This window comes from Sphingobacterium sp. UBA6317, assembly GCF_002440385.1.
In the GTDB taxonomy this organism is placed as follows: Bacteria; Bacteroidota; Bacteroidia; order Sphingobacteriales; family Sphingobacteriaceae; genus Sphingobacterium; species Sphingobacterium multivorum.
Window position 1 is genome coordinate 42179 of record NZ_DJTD01000035.1, and the last position, 22070, is coordinate 64248.

Sequence of the window (22070 nt, forward strand, 5' to 3'; positions counted from 1 at the left end):
CTTATGAATGTATTGAAGATGAAAAAAATACTTTTTTTTATGGCAGGTGTGGTTGCTTTTATGATCGCAAGTTGCAACAAATATTTGGACAAATTACCCGACGATCAGATCCGGGAAGATGAGGTTTTTACTCGTTATGAAAAAGTAAATCAGCTCGTTACGGATGTATATACTAAAGCGAAGAATGTCAATCAACCGATTTCGTGGTTCTATCATTTTTCGAGTGCTGCGATAACCGATGAGGCCGAAGGCTCTACAGTAGAAGGAAATATTACGAATAGATATAATACGGGTGATTGGAATATCAATGAACTACCGGGAGACAATGGTCAATTCTGGAATAGTATGTTTGACGGGATCCGTAGAACAAACGTTATTTTGGAAGGAATAAAAAAATATAGTACACCAGATGATATCCTAGAACCAGGTTCACTGCCTATGCGCGTGGGTGAAGTCTACTTTTTAAGAGCTTACTTTCATTTAATGGCTGTTCGTATATATGGTGAGATACCTTACATAGATCATGTTGTTACGGCAACAGAGAACATGAATTTCGAGCGTGAGTCAGTTCATAAAGTTATTGACAAAATTGTAGCTGATGCAACAACAGCATATAATGCTGTCCCGGAAAAATGGGAGGGGCAGAATTTTGGACGTATCGATAAAGGGGCATGTCTTGGGCTGATAGCAGAAGCACGGTGGATGGCCGCTACACCACTTTGGAATGGAGCTGCCGCAAAAGGTTATAATGGGACACGTAAGTTTGAGTCCGAATACGCTACATATGATCCTCAGCGTTGGGTGAAAGCTAAAGAGGCTGCTAAGGCAGTTCTTGAAAGTAAGGTTGCAGGTGGAAAACGTTATAGTCTTTACCAGAAATACTCAAATACCGATTTTGGAGATAGTGGTGGTCAAAACACGAGTAACTCAACAGTTTATACACGCTTATGGCAGATGTTTTATGATATGGAGGCGTTCAAAAATGAGTATGTTTTGTTTTTTACGCGCTATAAGGGTGAAGGGTGGTTTGGTGATGTATATCCGCCAAGCCGCGGTGGTGGAGCTCGTCAGATGCCCGTTCAAGAACAAGTAGATGAGTATGAGTACTTGTCGCCAGATGGCTTTGGTTACCCGATTTATAGTACCAAGGCTAAACAGGACGGGTATGATGACGCAAATCCTTATACTTCAGTAAAAAGGGATCCACGTTTTTATCGCGACATTATATTTCATGGTGCAGCATTCCGCGGCGGTAACAATAATCCATCCCAGACAAATATTGCGAGTGGTGCCGATCAGATCGGAGCGAATAATGCAACGCGCACGGGATATTATCTGAGGAAATTTTTGCAGGAAGCCTGGAATAAGAATGGCAGTGTTATCATTAGTGCGCCTCCAGTTTGGCGTTTGCCAGACTTTATTTACATTTATGCTGAGGCGGTTAACGAAGTTGATGGACCAACACAAGAGATCTATGATTTAATTAATCAGGTAAGATCTAGATCCTTTATGGCACCAATGCCTATGACAACGCTTGCTGATAAAAATTTGATGCGTGAGTACATTTACCGTGAAAGAAGGGTCGAATTCTTCTATGAGAATAAGAGAGCTTTTGATAGTCGCCTATATCTAGAGCCCAGTAGCTCGGTGGAGAAAACTAAATACCAGACCTTTACTGCATCAGGTAGTACAAATAATGAACGAAGTATAAACTACTGGAAGAATAATAATACAGCTTATCCGAAACTTCAAAATATGATTAATGGTATGAGAGCTGTTGAAGATGTAAATGGTAAAATCCAAATCGGTGATAAACGTTATAAAATGGAACGTTTCTTTGTTGAAAGTAGAGTTTTTACTGCTCCAACTCATTACTTATTTCCTATTTTAAACTCAGAGATCCAAAAATCGCCCTCATTAGGGCAGAACCCTGGGTGGTAGTATTAGTGTGATATAAAAACCGCAATCATTTGATTGCGGTTTTTTTTGTAACCATCTTGTGAAAAAGACCTGGGTAATCTACTATATTTAAATTTCTTACCTATATTTACTAATACGTTTTAGCTTTTTTGCTAATAATTTTAAGCTTAACCAAACGCTTCATTTATGTTTAATATTAAAAAACTAACAGGTAGTATTCTTTTTCTATTCGCGACGCATGCTGGAATGGCGCAACAAACCTCACCTGTTGATTTCGTTAACCCGTTGATCGGTACAGAATCGAAGTATGAATTGTCTAATGGCAATACTTATCCTGCGATCGCTCGGCCTTGGGGTATGAATTTTTGGACCCCGCAGACTGGAAATATGGGCGATGGTTGGGTATATACTTACACGGCTGATAAAATTAAAGGATTTAAGCAAACGCACCAGCCAAGCCCTTGGAACAATGATTATGGTCAGTTTTCAATCATGCCAATAACAGGCACACCGCTATTTGATCAGGAAAAGCGGGCAAGCTGGTTTTCACATAAAGCGGAAATTGCAAAACCTTATTATTATAGCGTCTACCTTGCGGATCACGATGTGACAACAGAATTGTCTCCATCACAACGGGCAGCAATCTTTCAGTTCACCTTCCCCAAAACAGACAGTGCTTATGTTATTATTGATGCATTTGATAAGGGGTCTTATATTAAAGTAATTCCGCAGGAAAATAAGATTATCGGGTATTCAACAAAAAATAGCGGTGGTGTTCCGGAGAATTTCAAGAATTACTTCGTCATTACTTTCGATAGACCATTCTCCTACAAAGCTGCTGTTAAAAGCGGAGCGATAAGTAAAGATGAATTGGAAATTCAGGACAATCACGCCGGAGCAGTTGTGGGCTTCTCTTCCTTGAAAAGAGGGGAGAAGGTCACAGCCCGTATTGCTTCTTCCTTTATAAGTTTTGAGCAGGCAGAACTTAATTTAAAAGAAGTGAAGTCCAAAACATTTCAACAGGTTGTTGACGAAGGTAAAGCACAGTGGAACGAAATCCTCGGACGTGTACAGGTTGAAGACCATAATATTGACCGGTTACGTACATTTTATTCCAGCCTCTATCGTTCAACACTTTTTCCAAGGGATTTTTCTGAAATTGATGGAACAGGCAAGCGTATGCATTATAGCCCCTACAATGGGCAGGTCCTGCCTGGCGAAATGTTTACAGATACAGGTTTTTGGGACACATTCAGAAGTTTGTTTCCGCTGTTGAATTTATTATATCCATCCATGAACGATCGCATGCAAGAAGGTTTGGTCAATGCTTATAAGGAGAGTGGTTACCTTCCGGAGTGGGCTTCGCCAGGACATCGTGCATCGATGATTGGAAACAATTCCGCTTCTATTGTCGCAGATGCCTTGATCACTGATCGGAAAGGCTATGATAAAGACCTATTATGGGAAGCGCTCAAGCATGGGGCCAATAGTGCCTATCCGAAACACTCTTCGACGGGACGCTTCGGTTATGAATATTACAATAAATTGGGCTATATACCTGCTGATGTAAAAGTAGACCAAAATGTAGCACGTTCATTGGAATATGCATACAATGACTGGTGTATTTATGAATTTGGCAAAGCATTGGGCAAACCGGAAGCTGAAACAGCTATTTATGCAACACGCGCGATGAACTATAAAAATCTGTTTGACCCAAGTACAAAACTTATGCGTGGGAAAAAAGCAGACGGATCGTTCGTCTCAGATTTTGATCCAAGTGCCTGGTCAAGAGAATATACGGAGGGAAATGCTTGGCATTGGAGTTTTTGTGTGTTCCATGACCCTCAAGGTTTAATTAATTTGATGGGTGGTAATAAATCATTTGTGTCCATGTTGGATACGGTGTTTGTTATTCCGAGTTATGAGGGTATGAAAAGTCGCGGAATGATCCACGAAATGCGTGAAATGCAGGTGATGAATATGGGACAGTATGCGCATGGAAATCAGCCTATCCAACATATGCCTTATCTGTATAATTATGCTGCAGAGCCCTGGAAAGCACAATATTGGGTACGCAAAATAATGGATAAACTTTATTTGCCTACACCAGATGGCTATTGTGGTGATGAAGATAACGGGCAGACTTCAGCCTGGTATGTCTTCTCTTCGCTGGGATTTTATCCAGTTTCTCCTGCCTCGGGCGAATATGTGATTGGTTCACCACAATTCGATAAGGTGACACTAAATTTCGAAAATGGGAAAAAAGTGAATATCCAAGCTAAACAACAGGGAGCAAATCAGGTCTACGTAGATCAACTAACTTGGAATGGAAAGCCTTATAATCATAATTATATCCGTTATAAAGATTTATTGCAGGGTGCCAAACTTGATTTCAAAATGAGCGAAGAACCGAATAAAAATAGAGGTACAAAAAAAGAAGATGCTCCATATTCCTTTAGTAACGAAAAAATAAAATAATATATTATGAAGCAATTACGTATTATATCGCTAAGTCTTATTTTTGTAATCAATTTATTTGTTTTAAATGCCTTTTCACAAAATTCAATAGGTCTTACAATAGGAAGCTACAACATCCGTTATGACAATGACGGAGATCGTAAAAATGGTAACGGTTGGGATCAGCGATTTCCAGTAATCACTTCTTTAATTGATTTTGTGGATTACGATGTTTTTGGAGCACAGGAGGTATTGGTAAATCAATTGGTAGATTTGAAAAAACGTCTTACTGATTATGATTATGTTGGTGTTGGTCGGGATGACGGTAAAGTTGCGGGAGAGTTTGCGCCTATATTTTTCAAAAAGAAGAAATTTAAGAAATTAAAAAGTGGCGTCTTCTGGCTTTCTGAGACGCCAGATCGCCCTTCAAAAGGTTGGGATGCTGCCTTACCTCGTATTTGTACTTGGGTGCAGTTGCAGGAAATTAATTCTGGGAAGAAATTTTGGTACTTTAATTTGCATATGGATCATGTTGGTGTCAAAGCCCGGGAAAAAAGTAGTCGGTTGGTTGTCAAAAAAATGAAAGAGTTTGTAAAAGGGGAACTAGCTATATTGACCGGTGATTTCAATGTCGATCAAAATAATGAAATTTATAACATCCTACAAGAATCCGATTTTATAGAAGATAGTTTTGAGCTTGCTCCGACTAAATTTACATGGAACGGTACATTTAATGCTTTCGATAATAATCTTTGGACAGACAGCCGTATAGATCATGTATTCGTAACTCCTCGGATTAAAGTAAAGCATTATGCTGTTTTAACAGAATCTTATCGTAGTGCTAAAGAAAATAGTGAAGAGGTTAAAAAGGGGGATTTCCCTAAAGAACTTTCTTTTAAACAGTACGAGACAAGATTACCATCGGATCATTTTCCATTAGTGGTGAAAATCAAATTGTAACATTTGAAATTTATCGACTTTAATCTAATAAACTAGAGATATTTAAGGACATGACAGCTAATTTTTTAGGCTGTCATGGTTTTTTTACATGAATAAAATAATCTTAGCTATTTAAAGTCATACCTTTGTGATTCGAAATTTCGATATGTTAGGCAAAATATTTCATTTTTTAACACTCTTTGCATACCTTAATCTGTTGACCTATGAGTCTTTCTCCTCGGCAACTGGACAGGTGTTGCATGCAGGTGAGACCATTGTGGAGTATTTTTTGGATGACGTATTGGATTTGGAACCCATTCATTCTTCCCAAGAAGAAAAAGTACTATTGCAAGATGATTATCGTATATTTTCGCTCAATAGTCAAGTACTACCAATTTTTATTTTTGTTTTTGGAATCGTCTTTACGGCATTATGTTTTGCAAAAGATGATGAACATCCTTTTTACCGATCTAAAACCCTATGCTTACCAGGGTATTATCGCTTCCTATCCCGTTTTAGGCCATTCTAGTTACGCTCCTCTAATTTTCTAGCGGAGGCTGCAACAATTTAGTTTTATTTCTATATATGGTATGGAAGGCTTTGGGCCGCTCTTTACGCTATAGAATTGCTGTAGCTCCCATCTAACACATTCTCCTAACGACTGATTTTAAAATACCGTAGGAGGGTTTAACATTTTACATTTTTTATCGTTTATGAAGAAATTACTTTTACTGTGCCTTTTCGTGGGTATGGTTGGGATGCTGGCTTCATGCCATTCATCCAACGCTAACGCTGATTCGAAAGAAGAACTCAAAAATATACCAGTAGTACCTTTAATGGTAATGGATACGACTGTTTATCAGGAGTATATTGCGGATGTTCAAGCCTTAAAAAACGTCGAAATTCGTTCCAAATTGAATGGCTTTTTGGATAAAATTTATGTAGACGAGGGGGCTTGGGTAAAGAAAGGCCAAATGCTGTTTAAGTATAATAATGAGGAATATCGTTCGGAATTAGCCAAGGCCAAAGCACAGTATGATAATGCCATTGCGGAAGCACAAAAGATCAAGCTGGAAATGGAACGAACTCAAAAATTGGTTGACAAGAATATTGTGAGCTCTTCCGAATATAATTTATTGAAAATTCAATTAAAAGCGGCCAATTCTAAAATCGAAGAAGCCCGAGCTTTGGTAAATCAGGCACAGACAAGATTGGACTATACTGTTATACAGGCTCCTTTTGACGGTCGTATAGACCGTATCTTATTGAGAGAAGGCTCTTTATTGACCGAGGGTAGCTTAATTACGACGATCTCCGATTTAAGTAAAGTGAACGTTTATTTTGATATTTCTGAAAGGGAGTATCTGACACTTATGCGTGATAAGTTGGACGGTAAGGAGACGCAAAAATCGGTCAAGTTAATTTTGGCTAATGGTGAACTGTATCCACACGAGGGAATTGCCCATTTGGTAGAAAGTGAATTTGAAGCCAATACTGGATCCATTGCCCTTCGGGTTCAATTTCCCAATGCCGAGCATATCCTAAAGCATGGTGCAACAGGTAAGATTGCAGTGCCAATGCAGACAGGGCAACATACCTTTGTACACCAAAAATCAGTATTTGAAATTCAGGACAAAACATACGTTTATACTGTACAGGCAGATAGTACCGTAAAAATGACACCTTTTACAGCGGGCCCACGTGTGGGGCATTATTACATTGTGGATGGAGGTTTAGATCCCAACGCCAAGATTGTCTATGAGGGAGTACAGGGACTGCGGAGTGGAATGAAGATTAATCCAAAAATGAGGAAACTGTAGGGGAGGATAAATTATGTTTGAAACATTTATAAAACGACCCATATTGTCGTTGGTTATTTCGGTGTTTATTACACTTTTAGGGTTGTTGGCCTTATTTACATTGCCCATCACGCAATTTCCGGACATTGTACCACCTTCGGTCGTCGTCAATGCCAATTATACAGGTGCCAATGCTGAGGTGAGTACAAATGCTGTCGCTATTCCTTTGGAAAAAGCAATCAACGGTGTAGCTGGGATGACTTACATGAATTCAGTGTCTACCAATAACGGCAGCACGGTTATTCAAATCTTTTTTGAAGTTGGTACAGATCCAGATATTGCGGCTGTAAACGTACAGAATAGGGTAACAACGGTATTGGATGAACTCCCTGAAGAGGTCATCAAAGCAGGGGTAACCACCGAAAAAGAGGTCAACTCCATGCTGATGTATCTGAATGTTTTTACCGATGATGAAACTGCGGATGAAAGATTCATTTACAATTTCGCAGATATCAACATTCTAAAGGAACTGAAACGGATCGAAGGCGTCGGTCTCGCTCAGATTATGGGAATGCGGGATTACGCTATGCGTGTTTGGGTTAAACCTGATCGTATGGCAGCGTATAATATTTCCACCGAAGATGTGGTGGCAGCATTGCGAAAGCAGAATATTGAGGCTGCACCGGGGCAAACAGGGATTAGCTCGGATAAGATGCGCAATATGCAACAATATGTGTTACGTTATCCTGGTAAATTCACCGAAATAGAGGAATATGCTAATATTCCTATTCGGGCGAATTCCAATGGTTCCATTATCCGTATTAAAGACGTTGCAGATGTCGAATTTGGCTCGTTGGACTATGAAATGGTTTCCAAAACCGATGGTCGGCCTTCAGCTTCCATTATGTTGAAGCAATTACCAGGGTCAAATGCACAGGAGGTTATTCAACGTGTGAAAGATCGCATGGCAGAATTGAAACAGACACAATTTCCAAGCGGAATGACCTATACAATGGGCTATGACGTATCACGTTTCTTAGATGCTTCGATTTCTTCCGTTATCAAGACCTTACTGGAAGCCTTTCTTTTGGTTTTTATTGTTGTATTTATCTTTTTACAGGATTTTAGGGCGACTATTATTCCTATTTTGGCTGTCCCGGTCTGTTTAATTGGGGCTTTATTTTTTATGCAGATGCTCGGTTTCTCGATCAACTTACTGACCTTATTTGCACTGGTACTGGCAATAGGTATTGTGGTCGATAATGGTATTGTGGTCGTCGAAGCTGTATACGCAAAGATGGAAGAAGAACATTTGCAGCCTATGGAAGCTACATTGGAAGCAATGAAAGAAGTCGGTGGCGCTGTTGTGGCTATTACACTTGTCATGTCTGCGGTATTTGTTCCTGTTGCCTTTCTATCGGGGCCAGTAGGGATTTTTTATCGTCAATTTTCATTGACGCTCGCGGCTGCCATTGTTATTTCAGGTATCAACGCGTTGACATTGACACCCGCTTTATGTGCGCTTTTCTTGAAATCGCCTCACGATCGCAAACCATCGAATAATTGGCTCGATCGTTTCTTTAAAAAATTCAACGCAGTTTATGATAAGACAGCCTTTGGTTACAAGGGGATTTTGGTAAAAACAAGTGCACGGCGCGGATTGACCTTGCTTTTACTTGGCGTTTTCTTTGTCGCCACCTGGGGAAGTAGCGCGATCTTACCTTCGGGCTTTATTCCAACCGAGGATCAGGGAATGATTTATGTCGCTGTAACCACACCTCCTGGAGCAACGGTGGACCGTACCGAACGTGTTTTGGATAAAATTGACTCTGTATCACGTCAGCTTGATATTGTGGAAACCGTTTCTACATTATCGGGATATAGTATTATTACCGAAGTGTCCGGCGCTTCCTACGGGATGGGGATGATCAATCTGAAGCCCTGGAAAGAGCGAGATCAGACAGTAGATGATGTCATTAAAGATTTACGCGAGAGAACCAAGGACTTTGCCGATGCGGAAATTGATTTCTTTCCTCCACCAACAGTTCCAGGCTTTGGTAACTCATCAGGTTTTGAACTACGTCTATTGGACCGTAGTGGTAATGAAGATCTCAATAAGACGGCCGAAGTGCTGCAGAAGTTTATGGACGATATGGAAAAAAGTGATGTTCTTCAGGATATCAACTCCAGTTTTGATGTGAACTTTCCACAGTATATGCTGAAGGTGGACTACGATATGGCTGCAAAAAAAGGAATATCGGTGGAGAATGCCATGAATACGCTGCAGACCTTAATGGGAAGTCTTTATGCGACAAATTTCATCCGTTACGGACAGATGTATAAGGTCATGGTACAGGCTGGTCCCGAATATCGCCAAAGACCAGAAGATGTATTACGTTTATATGTGAAGAATGAGACGGGTGAGATGGTACCATACAATGCCTTTATTTCGATGGAAAGAATTTATGGTCCTGAACAAATTACCCGTTACAATATGTTTAGTTCGGCCATGATTACAGGACAATCCTCAGCAGGCTTTAGTTCTGGACAAGCGATCGAAGAAGTGGAAAAAATAGCGTCATCTCTTCCTCAAGGTTATAGTATCGAATGGTCTGGTATGACTCGGGAACAGAAAATCTCTGGAAATCAGGCTTTGTATATTTTCGCACTTTGTCTTCTGTTTGTTTATCTGTTGTTATGTGCACAGTACGAAAGCTTCTTATTGCCGTTACCAGTTCTGCTCTGTCTTCCGGCGGGGATCTTTGGTGCTTTCATTTTCTTGAAGGTCTTTGGATTGGAAAACAATATCTACGCGCAGGTCGCATTGGTCATGCTGATTGGTTTGTTAGGTAAAAATGCGATTCTGATTGTGGAATATGCCAATTTGAAATATAAGCAAGGAATGGATATCGTGACAGCTTCGATCGAAGGAGCAGTTGCCCGCTTACGCCCGATATTAATGACTTCCTTTGCTTTTATTGCAGGTTTGATACCCTTGATGATGGCCAGTGGAGCGGGAGCATTGGGTAATCGAAGTATCGGTACTGCTGCTGTGGGTGGAATGCTCATTGGAACCATACTGGGGGTAATTGTCATCCCAGGCTTAGTGATCTTATTTTCAAAAAAAGAGAATAAGAAACAAGTTGTGAAACAAGCCTCTTTGGTTATTGCCGCACTTATTTTATTTGGAAGTTGTTCGGTTCCCAAAAAAGCTCTCCAACCGGAGAAAGTAAACGTACCGAATTCCTTTTCTAAACATCTTTCGCCAGATAGTTTAAATGTGGGAAGCCGGCCTTGGAAGGAAATTTTTAAAGATTCGCAGTTGGTTTCCTTAATTGATTCGGCGTTGCAGAACAATTTGGATATTCGTCAATCCATCCTACGTTTGGAATCTGCGCAAGCTTATTTTAAGCAACGGAAAGCCGCTTTAGGTCCTAGGGTCGAGGCCACAGTAGAAGGAGGAATACGGAAGTATGGCCACTATACTGAGTCAGGGATCGGTAATTACGATTCAAATTTCTCGGAGAATTTGAAAAATGATGAAAAATTACCCGAACCATTTATCCCAGATTATTTTATCGGACTTCGTTCATCTTGGGAGATTGATCTTTGGGGAAAGTTAAAGAGCCAAAAACAAGCTGCTTATTTTAGCTTCCTAGCAGAGCAGGAGGGAAAGCGTCTCTTGGAAACGGAATTAGTCTCTAATATTGCAACAGCTTATTATGAACTAATTGCTTTGGATCAAAAGATAAAAGTATATAATCGGAATATTGAATTGCATAAGAATGCACTGGAAGTTGTTGAAGTAAAAAAAGATGCTGGTTATGCGACTGAGCTTTCTGTACAACAGTTTAAAGCGCTTTTGGCCAATTCTAAAGCTGCTAAAGAACAATTGATCCAAGAGATAGCACTTTGGGAACACCATATAAACGGTTTATTAGGACGTTTTTATCAACCTATTGTACGAAGTACATATGCTGAAAATGCGGATTTATATCATGCAATGCATTTTGGTACACCGGATGATCTTGTCAACCAACGTCCCGATATCAAGGCTGCTTATTTGAAAGTGATTGCCTCTTCGAATAATCAGGAAGCATCACGTTTGGCTTTTCTGCCTTCTGTAGCAATAAGTCCATTTATCGGATTGCAGAGCTTTAGCTTTAACAAGTTATTTAATTTGGATAAATCTATTGCTTATAACTTATTTGGCGGTATTACGCTTCCGATATTTAACCAAAGGCAACTGAAAACGCAGTACGAGATTGCAAAAGCGGACTATGGGATTGCTTTTTTGGATTATGAAAAAATGGTTCTGAATGCTTATAATGAGGTTTCTAATGTGATTATGACGCAAGAGGCAATAGGCAGACGACGTGGTTTTGTCGATGAGCATGTTCAAGCATTAAAGCTCTCTATCGAGGCCGCACAGGAACTATTTATTGCTGGACGGGTGACCTCTTTGGACGTCGTTACAGCCCAGAAGGAGTCGCTGGAAGCCCAAATCGGAAAAGTAGAATTGGAGAAAGAAAACACGTTAAACCAGATTCTACTATACAAAGCCTTGGGAGGAGGTTGGCAATAGGTTGCCATACATTAAAAAGAAAACTATTTTTCATGCGATAAAGAATTAACTTGTTAATTCTTGGACCCTTAACTGGGTCGGGGGAAGAGGCCGTCGGGAGACGTCCTCTTTTTTGTTGTTATTTTTATGTAGTTTAGTCTACACGATGTTGAACCGAGTTTATTATGTTGCAGCGCATTTTTCTTTTTATTCTTTTTGCTCATTTTAGTCTTTACCTATCTGCGCAAGTAGATTCCGATAGTACCCGGGTTTTGCAACGATTGGAATATTTGATGGAAAATCAGAAAATTTACATCAAGAACCGTGAAGATAAATTGGAGAAATTAAAACAGGAGGCCAAAGCATTAGAAAGTAATCCTGTTCAATTTTTGAAGAAGAACTACGAAATCTTTGAAAATTATAAGAAGTTTGATTCTGACGCAGCACTTACTTATATTTTACTGTGTCAAAAGCTCGCTCCACCGAATAATGACTCCTTACAGGCGGTTATTCATCTCGATTTGGCCTGGGTGTATTCCACCATTGGACGGTATATAGAAGCTTCACAATTGTTAAAGCAAGTTGAGCCCGCTCATCTTGGCCGGGATCTCTTGGCGAAATATTACGATACCTACAGCTCCTTTTATAGTCATTACGGTCAGAGCAATAATCGATCGGAATATTACCAGGCAAGTGAAAAGTATCGTGATTCTCTGTTAACTGTACTACCAAAGTCTTCCTTGGAGTATCGTACAACCATTGCTATAAAAACACTTTTTAATGGTAATCGTGAGGATGCTAAAAAGCAATTGTTGGTCCTCTGGAATGAGAACAAAAAGGATATTGAGCAGCGCGCGCTGATAGCCTATTTTATGGGGCTCATTTACAAATATGAAAAGGATACAAAAAGTCAAATTTACTATCTTTCCATATCAGCCAGTGCAGATATTGAAATGGCTAATCGCGACAACGCATCTTTTCATGATCTGGCGCTAACGTATTACGACCAACAGGATTTCGATCGCGCTTTTCAGTTTATTGAAAAAGCCATAGACGATGCGATGTTATGTAAAGTGCGGTATCGCATTATTGAAGGTACCTCTTCTTATCCTATAATCAATGCCGCCTATCAGCAGAAAATCAGTAGCCAAAATCGGCAACTGGTAGGCTTGGTCATTATCGTCAGTATTTTATTGATTGGTGTAATCATTGGACTTGTCATTATTTATAGACAAGTGCAACATTTGAGAAGGATACGATCGGAATTATCGGCTACAAACCAACAACTTCGATCATTGAATGATGAAATAAACCAGACTAACCTTAAATTATCTGAATCCAATCATATTAAAGAAGAATATATTGCGCAATTCTTTGATATGTGTTCGAGTTATATCGATAAAATGGAAGATATCAGAAAAGCACTGTTGAAAAAAGCGACGAATCAGCAGTGGGATGCCTTACGCGAACAGTTAAAGTCAACGCAAATGGAAGAAAGAGAGGTGCAGCAACTCTATGTTAATTTTGACCGTATCTTTTTAAATCTATATCCAACCTTTGTTGATGAATTCAATGCCTTACTTCAGGAGGACGAGAAAATCTATCCCAAAAAAACTGAATTGTTAAATACTGAACTTCGGATTTTCGCATTGATTCGATTAGGGATCGATGATTCTGTGAAGATTGCAAGTTTCCTTCGATATTCTCTTCGGACAGTTTATAATTATAGAACAAAAGTGCGTAATAAGGCTGCGGGAAACCGCGATGCTTTTGAAGCTGCTGTGTGTCAGATTGCGGTGATCGACCGGGCCTAAAATGTAGGGTAATACCCGAAAATTGGCTGTTTTAAAGACGATTGTACGCTCCTGTAGGTACTTTTTAATGCTGTATTTAATTTGTAATAATCTTTATGTTAGCTGTTTGCATTTTTTTTCTGGTACTTTTTCAGTACTAGCTCTTTTTTCTCCGTCTTGGTGATCTTAGTTTTGTTTTGAGCAATGAAGCAGGGGAAACTCATTGCCATTTTGGAATAACCAAAAGATTAAACAATAACCAATTTTTTTATTTCATATGATTTACTTTACACGAAAAGTTGCCTTTTCAATGGGGCTAGCTTTCTTGTTTACTTTGGTGAATTTGGTATTTGCCCAAGACCGAGTTCAAGTCAGTGGACGTATCTTGGATGCTCAAGATCAGAAACCACTCTCTGGAGTAACCATTACACAAAAAGGAAGTAATAATGCAGTCTCCAGTAATGCAGATGGGCGTTTTCAAATTTCTGCTAGCATCGGCAGTATACTCCAATTTACGTTTGTTGGCTACGACAGCAAAGAATTACCTGCCAACAGTACCATGGTCGTCCAATTGAATTCATCAACCAATATGCTGGAGGATGTCATTGTAATCGGTTATGGTAGTGTTAAAAGAAAAGATGTCACGACTGCAATCTCTTCTGTTTCCACGAAAGACCTTGAAAAGCGACCTGTGACTAATTTTGGACAAGCCATTCAAGGTAAGGCTGCCGGCGTCACTGTTATTCAACCGAGTGGCCAGCCTGGTGCAGCACCTCAGATACAAATTCGGGGGATAACGTCTTTTAATAGTAATACCACTCCTTTATATGTTGTTGATGGAGTTCCTGTGGAAGATATTAAGTTCTTGTCTCCCAATGACATCACGGACATTCAAATTCTAAAGGACGCCTCATCGGCAGCGATCTACGGCTCGCGTGGTTCAAACGGTGTCATCTTGGTTACGACAAAATCAGGAAAAGCCGGCGAAGCAAAAATTACGCTTGGAACACAGTGGACGGCCAATGTTGTCAATAACACGGTTAAAGTTTTAAATACCAGTCAATACAAAGACTTACAGGATGAAATAGGTATGATCAATCTGCCGGAGGGATTGTTGGATCAAACGGATTGGTTCAAAGAAACCTACAAGACAGGTATTCAACAAAATCATCAAATATCCATCTCGGATGGTAATGAGAAGCTTCGTTACTATTTAGGTGGAGGGTACTTGAACGAAAAAGGAACATTACAAGGATCCTTTTTTAGACGATATAATTTTCGTGCTAATATTGATAACCAAGTTCGAAAATGGCTAAAGGTGAATGCGAATATCAATTATTCCGATAACAATGATAATGGAATTACCTCCGGATTGGGTTCTAACCGTGGTGGAGTAGTTACATCTGTAATCACAACACCTACTTACGCCCCTGTATGGGATCCAACAAATCCAGATCGATTCTATAATAATTTTTATGGGATCAACAACATCACCAGTCCTTTGGAAAACCTAGCCCGGACAAGAAATAATAATAACCGCGAAAACCGTCTTGTTGCCACAGGAAGTGCATTGATTTCCTTTATGCCTAACTTAACATGGAAAACTTCATTTTCATTAGATCGAAGATCCGGGGTGATGACCACCTTTTTGGATCCTTGGACGACAGCGTGGGGAAGAAATCAATTCGGGGAAGCTTCGGATATTCGTAATACAAATACCGTGTTAACGTGGGACAATTTCTTGACGTACACGAAGAGCTTCGGAAAGCATAATTTGGAAGTAATGGGCGGTTCGTCATGGACGGATTCTAAGTACTCCAGAAGCTATATCTATGGTTCAAACTATGCAAATGGAATCATTGAGACACTTAATGCTGCAAATAAGATCTCTTGGGATAGAACAGGATCTACAGCATCCAATTGGGGGATTATGTCCTATTTCGCACGCGCAATGTACAATTATGATGGCAAGTATTTATTGACCGCAAATATGCGTGCCGATGGTTCTTCCAAGCTAAGTCCAGAACGACGCTGGGGCTATTTTCCATCGGTATCGGCTGCTTGGAGAATCTCTGCTGAAGATTTTATGAAAGATGTAACCTGGATAAACGACTTAAAAATCCGGGGGGGATGGGGACAGACAGGTAATCAATACGGATTAGGCGATTATGCTTACCTGCAATTGAGCGGTATCCAACGTCAACAATGGTTTGTTGAGGGAAAAGACAATGCTGTACCAAATATCAATAAACCAACAATCTTAAGAGCGAAGGATTTAACTTGGGAAACGACAAGCACAACCAGTATCGGTTTTGATGTCACGATGTTGAATAATCGACTCAGCATCAGCGCCGATTACTACAACAAGGATACCAAGAATCTTTTAATGAATGCGAGCTTGCCTGCAGGACAGCAAGCAACTACAATCCAAAGAAATGGTGGAAGGTTGAATAATCATGGTTTTGAATTTGCGGTAAATTCGAAAAATCTGACCGGTAACTTGACTTGGAACACAGATTTTAATATCTCTTTCAACAGAAATAAGCTTCAGCAGCTCGACTTACAACAGGTGTATTATGATGTCAAAACGAACGATTATGTCAATGATTTTGTGGTGAAAAATGAGCCCGGAAGATCGCTTGCAGGATTCTTCGGTTATATTTCAGATGGCGTAAACCCTGAAACCGGTGAGCTCATGTATCGCGACCTGAACGGAGATGGCAAGATCTCGTCAAGCGACCGTACGTATATCGGCAATCCCCTGCCAAAGTTTGTGTATGGTATGACAAATAGTTTCTCCTGGAAAAATTTCGATCTAAGCGTATTCATTCAGGGAACTTATGGAAACGACATCTTCAATGCCAGCCGTATGGAAACAGAAGGGATGTATGATGGTCGAAATCAAACGACAGTTGTATTGGATCGTTGGCGGGTACCGGGACAGATTACCCATGTTCCTAAAGCTGGGTTTGACATGAAGAATTCAACCTATTTTGTTGAAGATGGTAGTTATTTGCGGATGAAAAATGTCTCCTTGGGCTATTCCATTTCTCCGGAGAGACTGAAGCGTATTGGTATCCATAAAATTCAGCCTTATCTATCTGTAAGCAATCTGTTTACCTTGACTAAGTATTCGGGTATGGATCCGGAAGTAAACCAATATTCGGGCGGATCCGATTCGAGAATACAAGGTATAGATTGGGGTACCTATCCACAGAATCGTTCATTTGTTTTAGGTCTTAATATTGAGTTTTAATTGTCTGTATCATGAAAAAATATATAAGTAATGCTCTTTCTTTGCTATCCGGCTCTTTGTTTTTATTTTCTTGCTCTTTGAACCGTGATCCACTTTCAGATTATTCGGATGTGAGTCAAGGGAAGACCGAGACAGGAACGCAGATTGTTTTTAAGAATAGAGCTGAGGTTGAGACCTATTTGGCGGGGATTTATCAGCAAATGAAAGATCGGCAGGAACATTGGTATCTCGATCTGCTCCTAATCGGAGATTCCCATGCCGATAATTCCTATGCGGGAACGACGGGAGCGGAAGTTGTACCTTTTGAAAATAATTCTATTGAAGGGTCTAATTCGGTTGTTGACCGGGATTGGGGAAGATATCTGGAAGATGTTGGACGTGCAAATCGATTGATCATTTACGTTGATAGTGTTGCTGATAAATCGTTGAGCGATACGGATATTAGAACGTATAAGGCACAAGCTAAACTATTCAGAGCATTGGCGATGTTTGATATGGTCCGTATATTCGGATCTATCCCTGTCATTACCACAATTGCACCCGATATTACAGGTGACAATGTCAATGAAGTTTATCCGCAATATTTTCCAAAACAAGCCACAGAAGAAGAAGCCTATAAGCAGATCGAAAAAGACTTGATGGACGGATTGGCTGATGCACCAGCCAACAATAATGGGAATAAGACTTTATTTACCAAATCCGTCGCACGAGCGATGCTGGCAAAGATCTATGCCGAAAAACCAATTCGCGATTACGCTAAAGTTATCCAATATGTTGACGCATTGGCTGCGGATGGATTTGATCTGAATACCAATTACTCAGATCTATATGCAATGAATGCAAGCAACACAGATCTTGCACAGCGGAATACGAAAGAATCGATTTTGGAAGCACAGTTTACTTCGGGTGGAGGTAATTGGGCGACTTGGATGTTTGGAAGGGATTTGTCCAATTATGATAATAACTTCACATGGGCCAAATGGATAACCCCATCTCGGGACTTGATTCAAGCGTATACGAATGAAGGGGACCAGGTTCGTTTGGGGCAATCTATTGTTTATTATTCCACTACTTGGAGCAACTATTATCCGTCAAACCATTATCCATTCATGTTTAAATTACGTTCTGCATTTAATAGTATTGTCAAGCTTCGTTACGCAGACCTTTTATTGTTAAAAGCGGAAGCATTAATTCAGCAGGGATCAGATCTATCTGGAGCGGCAGACATTATTGACAAAATTCGCACCCGTGCTAAATTGCCTAAAATATCCGCTGCCGTACGTTCAAATAAGGATGCTTTATTAGACGCTTATTTGAAAGAACGTCGTCTTGAATTGGCCTTCGAAGGACAACGATGGTTTGATCTCGTGCGCTTAGATAAGGTGGAATCTGTCATGAATGCTGTTTATGCTAAAGATGCTGGAAGAAAGGCACAGGTGTATCCCTTCACGAAGAACTCTTACCGTTTACCAATTCCGCAACCAAAAATTGATCAGAATCCTAATCTAGTTCAGAATCCGGGGTATTAACTGATTTAACAACGGAAATCCTCATTTGATGGATGGCGAAAAATTTATTAACAGATGAAACGCAATAATAAAAAAACTATGATATATACATTCTTGTTGTCCTGTCTAGTGACGGCAACATCTTGTAACCGTGACAGCTATATACCTTCACAAGGTGATGAAATTAAAAAAAGTGGTGATGTTACCATTTATACGACGACAGGCAGTCGGTCTTTGGATTTTGGAAAACGCTTTGTTGATTTCAGTTCCAAATTTAACATGTCGCCCAATACAATTACGCTAGATCCAGCTAAGAAATTTCAGACAATGGACGGCTTCGGTGCAGCAGTTACAGGGTCTACCTGCTATAATCTGATGAAGATGAGTAAGGAAGATCGAACAAAATTTCTTACGGAGACTTTCTCAGATAAAGATGGAATGGGAATGAATTACATCCGTATTGCTATTGGATGTTCCGACTTCTCTTTGAGTGAATATACCTGCTGGGATAAGGAAGGAAAGGAAAATTTTGGACTACAGTCGGAAGAAACACAATATATCATTCCAGTGCTGAAAGAAATACTTGCCATCAATCCATCCATAAAAATCATGGGCTCCCCATGGACTCCACCGAAATGGATGAAAGTTAACAACTTAACTGATTTAAAGCCCTTTGATTCGTGGACCAGTGGTCAGTTAAATCCAAAGTATTATCAGGACTATGGTTGGTATTTCGTTCAATGGATCCAAGCAATGAAGAAAGAAGGCATTCATATTTATTCGATTACTGTTCAAAATGAACCATTGAACAGAAAGAATTCCGCTTCGCTTTATATGTCATGGCAAGAGCAACAAGCTTTTGTCAAACAAGCGCTAGGCCCACAGTTAAAAGCGGCTAACTTATCAACAAAGATCTATGCATTTGATCATAATTATAACTATGATAACATTGCTGATCAGGCTGATTACCCTGTAAAGATCTATAACGATGCCGGAGCGGCTTCATTCTTCGCCGGAGCGGCGTACCATAATTATGGTGGGGATAAGGCTGAACTTATCGATATTCATAATCAACGCCCAGATAAGGAACTGGTATTTACAGAAACATCTATTGGGGAATGGAATGATGGACGCAATCTTGAAAAACGTTTGATGGAGGATATGCGTGAAGTTGCATTGGGCACCGTCAACAATTGGAGCAAGGGCGTCATTGTATGGAACCTGATGCTTGATACCGACAAAGGGCCAAATCGCGAAGGTGGCTGTCAGACATGTTATGGCGCCGTGGATATCAGTAAGGCAAATTATAAGAATATAACACGTAATTCGCACTATTATATTGTTGGTCATCTTTCCTCAGTGGTCAAATCAGGGGCCACACGGATTGGCGCTTCTGGATATACAGCGGAAGGGTTGGTTTATACTGCATTCCAAAATACAGACGGAACCTATGCTGTTGTTCTGTTAAACGAATCGGGCGATAGTCGTAAAATTACCTTGGCAGATGGTAAACATCATTTTAGCTATGATGTACCAGCTAAGTCGGTTGTTTCTTACCGCTGGACCTATTAATTGGAGGATGATAAACCTTAAGCGCTATCACATGGATAGCGCATAAATTATGAACAAATGAAAAGATATCTCATCAATATACTATTGGGAACTGCTGCAATTACCGCAGTCAGTTCCTGTAAAAAGGATGAAAAATATACCTATCAAATAGGGGATCCTAAAATCGAATTGAAATCACCTATTTCAGCCGCAAACTTTGGGGACAGTCTCGAATTTCAGCTGCACGTGTCGGATAGTGAAGTAGCGCTGTCTACGGTTAAAGCACAATTGTATTTTACAGACGACAAGGTAACAGAAACCGTCATTCGTACCAAACAAAATGGAGATTATACTGGAAAAATTTATGTTCCGTTCCTGAAAGATATTCCCGATGGAAAAGCAACCCTTAAGTTTGTCTTACAGAATATTAGCCAAAAAATAACGGAACAATCTTTTGATATTAATCTGAGCAGACCCGACTTTCCATATTTAACTTTAGTCACAGCATCTAAGTCCTATCGCATGGAAAGGGTAGGGCGTAATCAATATGCGGCAAAAGAGAATTTTCCATTTTCGGTAAAGGGCTATATTCAAGCACCAAAAGTGGGCGCACAAGGCAATCTGATGAATTTTGGTTGGGTCAATAATGTTATAAACCTAGGGTCTACGGCTGAAATCCCATTTTCAAATTCAACTTCTGGAACCTATAGCATCGCATTTAATACCTCAACTTATCAAGCTTCACCGTTTATTATTGCTTATGCCATTAATGGAACGGTATTCAGTCGCCTTGATGATGAGCACTTTAAGGCAGAGTTGAATATGGTAAAAGGCGAGAAGGTGGTTATTGACGGAATAGAAGATCTGAAGAATTGGTGGATTGATCCGGACTATTTTACACAAGCTCCTGACGGATCAATCGCTTTCAACGGAATGAACGGTAAGTATCGCGTTACTGCGGACTTTACCTTAAAATATTTTGTGGTTGAAGCGATGACAGGTAATGATTTAGCAAAATTACAAGATGACGGAAGTGGGGCGGTTTGGATTATTGGTGAAGGAATCGGAAAACCTAAGGTATCCAGTAATCAGGTAGGCTGGAACACAGATAAAGCGCTTTGTCTGGTGCCGCTAGGCAACAAGAAATACCAGATAACTGTTAAGGCAGGAGAGTCTATAAATTCTGATAACATCAATTTCAAATTTTTCCATCAAAAAGGATGGGGCGGTGAATTTGGTGGCACAGACCTGACAACGACAAGTGATATCGTTTTTGTGGGGGATGGAAAGAATGGACGCGACTCGGGCAATCTTGGCATCAAAACCGCTAAAGTATTAGAGACCGGTAAAACCTATGTTTTTACATTGGATTTAGCTGCAGGCAATAAGAAAGCTGTCTTGACGATTGCAACAAAATAATTATAATTGAGTCTTATAAGTCCTAGGTAGTAGTCTTCCTAGGACTTTTTCTTTTAAATAGCATTTGTTTATTCCAAGATTCATTTGTTATATTTGCCCAAACTCACACAGATTATCATGAGTTGGCCAGTTTACAAGATAATGAAGTAATCTTCCTGATGTAAGCTGCTATTGAGAATAAAATATTCGAATGAAAATCAGACTGTTTATATGGATTCTATTACCCTTGATGCTCCTGCAGAGCTTCTCAACGGTATGGCTATGGACAGTCTTCGAGTTGAATCGAGATTATATCGCACGTTACGAATGTATCAATCGTTTTAACGATAATGCGCTTGCCTGTCGAGGCCAGTGTATTTTGATGAAGAAAATGCGCGAACATGAGGAAAAGGAACAAAAAAATCTTGAATTACGTATCATTGATGTTGTTTTTATAAATAATACGCAAGATTTTACGTTTAAAAACACGGCTCTTTATGAAGACACTGTGGAGCGCCTGCTTCCAGTATATAAAGAAGATTATTCCTATAATCCCATCTTTACAATATTTCATCCCCCTTTGGTTTAAATCCAGCTAGTAATTTATTTGAATAAGTAATCGATCGCTGATGATGATTTACAGTGTATGCTAACGCTAGCATCGCTTTAGAATTGCGTTGTCAAAATGCGTTTAGCGATGTCTTGTCAAAGTAATCAATCTTCCGATTAAACTACTTATTCAGTATTTATTTCAAAGAAACCAATATGGTTATTTGGACTACATTGCGATGTGGCTCTGAATCATTATAATGTTGATCGTGGTTAGTAATCTACTTAAAATCAACAGGATGATTTTATTTCGCTACAAAAATATATCCATTTGTC

General features: G+C 39.8%; 12 protein-coding genes. All 12 read left to right on the forward strand.

Annotated elements, in window-relative coordinates; translation table 11 throughout:
• The first annotated feature begins 18 nt into the window (after positions 1-18).
• The 12 genes from B3E92_RS10595 (at position 19) to B3E92_RS10650 (ending at position 21774) form a co-directional block, all read left to right on the forward strand.
• Positions 19-1941, forward strand: a complete 1923-nt coding sequence (locus B3E92_RS10595; RefSeq protein ID WP_286727354.1) for a RagB/SusD family nutrient uptake outer membrane protein — start codon at positions 19-21, stop codon at positions 1939-1941.
• Positions 1942-2106: 165 nt separating this feature from the next.
• Positions 2107-4398, forward strand: a complete 2292-nt coding sequence (locus B3E92_RS10600; protein ID WP_115046905.1) for a GH92 family glycosyl hydrolase — start codon at positions 2107-2109, stop codon at positions 4396-4398.
• A gap of 6 nt (positions 4399-4404) precedes the next feature.
• On the forward strand, positions 4405-5337 hold the full coding sequence (locus tag B3E92_RS10605) for an endonuclease/exonuclease/phosphatase family protein (RefSeq protein ID WP_286727355.1): 933 nt from the start codon (positions 4405-4407) through the stop codon (positions 5335-5337).
• Between the two features lie 145 nt (positions 5338-5482).
• Complete coding sequence (locus B3E92_RS10610) at positions 5483-5845, forward strand: hypothetical protein (protein ID WP_070561742.1); 363 nt, start codon at positions 5483-5485, stop codon at positions 5843-5845.
• 184 nt (positions 5846-6029) lie between these two features.
• On the forward strand, positions 6030-7136 hold the full coding sequence (locus tag B3E92_RS10615) for an efflux RND transporter periplasmic adaptor subunit (protein ID WP_115046907.1): 1107 nt from the start codon (positions 6030-6032) through the stop codon (positions 7134-7136).
• 13 nt (positions 7137-7149) lie between these two features.
• Positions 7150-11700, forward strand: coding sequence for an efflux RND transporter permease subunit (locus tag B3E92_RS10620; RefSeq protein ID WP_115046909.1), 4551 nt, complete (start codon positions 7150-7152; stop codon positions 11698-11700).
• Positions 11701-11864: 164 nt separating this feature from the next.
• Complete coding sequence (locus tag B3E92_RS10625; protein WP_070561736.1) at positions 11865-13493, forward strand: DUF6377 domain-containing protein; 1629 nt, start codon at positions 11865-11867, stop codon at positions 13491-13493.
• 289 nt (positions 13494-13782) lie between these two features.
• Positions 13783-16728 carry a SusC/RagA family TonB-linked outer membrane protein gene (locus B3E92_RS10630; protein WP_286778572.1) on the forward strand — a complete coding sequence of 982 codons (2946 nt, stop codon included), beginning with the start codon at positions 13783-13785 and terminating at the stop codon, positions 16726-16728.
• Positions 16729-16739: 11 nt separating this feature from the next.
• On the forward strand, positions 16740-18257 hold the full coding sequence (locus B3E92_RS10635; protein WP_115046913.1) for a RagB/SusD family nutrient uptake outer membrane protein: 1518 nt from the start codon (positions 16740-16742) through the stop codon (positions 18255-18257).
• A 78-nt stretch (positions 18258-18335) separates the two neighbouring features.
• Entirely contained in the window at positions 18336-19808 is a 1473-nt protein-coding gene (locus tag B3E92_RS10640; protein ID WP_083295791.1) for a glycoside hydrolase family 30 protein, read from the forward strand.
• A 57-nt stretch (positions 19809-19865) separates the two neighbouring features.
• The gene (locus B3E92_RS10645) at positions 19866-21206 is read left to right on the forward strand and encodes a DUF5125 domain-containing protein (protein WP_070561730.1); all 1341 of its coding nucleotides are present in this window, start codon (positions 19866-19868) and stop codon (positions 21204-21206) included.
• A gap of 190 nt (positions 21207-21396) precedes the next feature.
• Positions 21397-21774 (forward strand): hypothetical protein, encoded by a 378-nt coding sequence (locus tag B3E92_RS10650; protein WP_075990767.1) that lies wholly within the window; start codon positions 21397-21399, stop codon positions 21772-21774.
• Positions 21775-22070 lie beyond the last annotated feature (296 nt).